The organism is Ligilactobacillus sp. RTP31139st1_D10_RTP31139_211217, assembly GCF_040226755.1.
In the GTDB taxonomy this organism is placed as follows: Bacteria; Bacillota; Bacilli; order Lactobacillales; family Lactobacillaceae; genus Ligilactobacillus; species Ligilactobacillus animalis.
In genome coordinates this window covers 1-3010 of the sequence record NZ_JBCOAR010000021.1, presented here as the reverse complement: position 1 = coordinate 3010, position 3010 = coordinate 1, and the positions used below count along the sequence as shown (strand labels likewise).

The following is a 3010-nucleotide window of genomic DNA, read 5'->3' as shown; positions in this document are numbered from 1 at the left end:
CAACAAGTATGTGTTATAACTAAGCTCACTACCGACTACTAAACATAGCGCAAGCACTATATATTTTTGATAACGTTGTAGTTTGCTACTTGTTAACAAACATAAGCCCAAGACTAGTGCTCCTAAAAAGATACCACTTTGTCCCCAGCGTATTCCAGGCTCTTTAGGTAAGCCATACCACGCAACGACTGCTAAACCGCAGATGCTGATAGTAGCTTTGATAAGCGGACGCCAACTTTTTTGCGAAGTGTTTGCCCACTTTTCAAAGAATAAACTCGCCATAAAGATCAAAAATAATGAGCCTACATACGAATAACGATACCAATAACTCGTAGCATCTTTAAAGAGCGAAAATACCATAAATAGTGGTTGCCAGTAATACATCAATAATGAAATGACCAAGAAGATCCCTAAGACTAGTTTTTCTTTGATCTTAAAATTCTTACTAAAAAAGATGGCTACTGCTCCCACCAAAACTAAACTGCCACAGAAAAGCGAAACTTTAGTCGGTGAACTGCCAGCGCCTAAGGTATAACCCGGGACAACTGATAACATATTGCCTCTAAAAGTGTTGGTCACCAATGACCAATCTAAACTTGAGCGCGATTGTTGGCCCATTGACGTCACTGTTGGCAAGAAGGTAATTGCACTGAGCAATATCCCACTAAATATCGCAAAAGCATAGGTCAAGCTTACTTGTCCGATTTTTTTCAAGCTGATATTTTCAGCTAAACATAATTCTAAAACTAACCAACCAAATGAAAATAGGCAGTTGATTGCCCCCACATACCAGTTAAAGATCAATTCTAGCCCGATCGTTACCGCTAAAAGATAAAGTCCACGTGAGTTTTGTTGCGTAATAAGGTAAACACCTAACAAGCTTAAAGGCAACAAGTACACACCATCTAGCCACATGATATTACTGCTTTGGGCAATATTGTACTGCATCAAGGCATAGCTCAGGGCTAGCAAGATCAATAACCATTTTTTCAAATTGTGTCTAGTCCTCACATTTAAAAAGATTGCACTAGTCATTGCAGCTACTGAAAGTTTCAAAGTAACGACAAGGTCAAAGAAACTATTTAAATCTTCTTTTGCGAAAAAGACGACTAACAAATTGAATGGTGATAACAGATAATAAGTGACCTGGGACCAGTTACCTGAACCTAATAAATTACTAAAAGTAAAAGTCGCACTATTTTGCCCCAACAAGACATCTTTCCAGTAGGAAAAAAAATCAAGATACTGGATCGACGCATCCATGATCGCCAGCGATTTGTTACCAAATGGAGCAAAGCCCGTAATAAACAAGATCGCGTTTAATAAGATGAATGCTAAAAGAAAAATACTTAAATACAATTTACTTTTTTTTACCGTGTGTAGCATTTTCTCACCCCTACTATCACTAAGCCGACCCAATTCAACAGTGCTACAAACAATGCACCGTAGTATACTTTACTCATTTCATATTTTGTCGTTATTTTATAAGTACCCTTATTTAGCTTTAACATCACCGTTCCACGTTTACTTGTTTCATGTGAAACATTTTTACCGTTTACATATACCGTTGTTCCTGGATACACGATAACTGGTATATCAACAGTAGCCTTTTGCTTGAGCGCAACTTGATATGTGATCTCATTTGGTGCGACCACTGGCGTTTTTTCAACAACTTTTTCATCTATTTTTACATGATGCAAAATTATGCTTTGCGCATCAGGATTGGTAGTAATATAGTTATTTGCAAATGATCGTTTTGGATAGTAATCTGTTTCACCATATAAGACTAAATAGTTAAACAATAATCTATAATTTGCACGATCCAAAACAGCGCCTTGTGGGACGGTCGCAAACCCATCATCTGTTTCACGCAACATCACGTTAGGATCAGGATCACTTATCCGATCTATCATAAAAGTTACCGAGTTAAAATAGAGTACGCTAGCCACGCTCACTACCCCAAATAAAGTAACTACGCGCTGATAATTCTTTTTATTATCAAATAATCGCGTTATCATTAGCGACAACACGATCGCCAAGAAAAATGAAGAATACACACTGAAACGATATGGAAATTGAATCACTTGTAAGAATGATAAACTTTCGACTCTTTTCAGTACACTGTAAGGAAATAGGCTTGTTGAAAGCACCATAAATGTCAGTCCGAGCGCATATATGATCCGTTCACGGCGTTCACTTTTAACAAAATACCACCCAAATAGTGCTGCCGTTAGTAAAGCAATTCCGATCCCACGATTCGTTGCACTATTTTCCAATGAAGCCGCCCAAAATTCTTGCATCGTATATTGAAAACTAAACCCTGGCAATGGTGTCCCCAGGTCACTCTTCAAATAATCCGTAATAAACGGATAGATCATCCAAGCAGTCAACAACAAAGTTAAGCCTACACTTTTAGCTAAGGCAGCCCATCTCACTTTATCCGGTATTTTCCCACAAATAAGGCTTATTATAAAAATCACAGCCATAATAGCTACTGCCATTACTGTACTTAATAGGTGACTATAAAACAATAAAGCCACCCCTACACTTAATAGTGGCCACTTTTTAGCATCACCAAAAACTACCTCGTAAAAGCCATACATTACAAGCGGAACAAAGGTATATGCAATAAATTCTCCAATAACGTAATTTCTCAATCCTAGATATAAGTGATATGCTGAAATTGCATAAAAGATGGCAAAAATAACCGCCCGGATCCTACGTTGTGAAAATTTAAACATTGCATAATAAGCGACGGCCATGGTCAAAAACATGACTAAACCATACCAAACATAAAATGCTCGGAGTGGATCAAAAATAAATCTTAATGCGGCCCATGGATAAATGAAGACACTCGGATAAAATAGAAATGAACCGACTCCACTATTATGAAAAGTGTGAGTTGCAATAAAAGTAAAAAAAGAGCCCTCTTTTAGATTGCGATATATCTCTTCGACCCTTGAAAAATGAAAACTTCCATCCGAATCGATCCCTAGACGCCCATTTATGT

The 3010-nt window shown here is 37.6% G+C and carries 2 protein-coding genes; both read right to left on the bottom strand.

All coding sequences use genetic code 11. From position 1 onward, the window contains the following. On the bottom strand, nt 1–1386 hold a 1386-nt coding region (locus ABT996_RS09475; protein WP_349924674.1), incomplete at its 3' end, for a YfhO family protein. Then, nucleotides 1371–3010: putative glycosyltransferase family protein (locus tag ABT996_RS09470; RefSeq protein WP_349924673.1), on the bottom strand; the 1640-nt coding region annotated here is incomplete at its 5' end. The genes ABT996_RS09470 and ABT996_RS09475, both read right to left, overlap by 16 nt.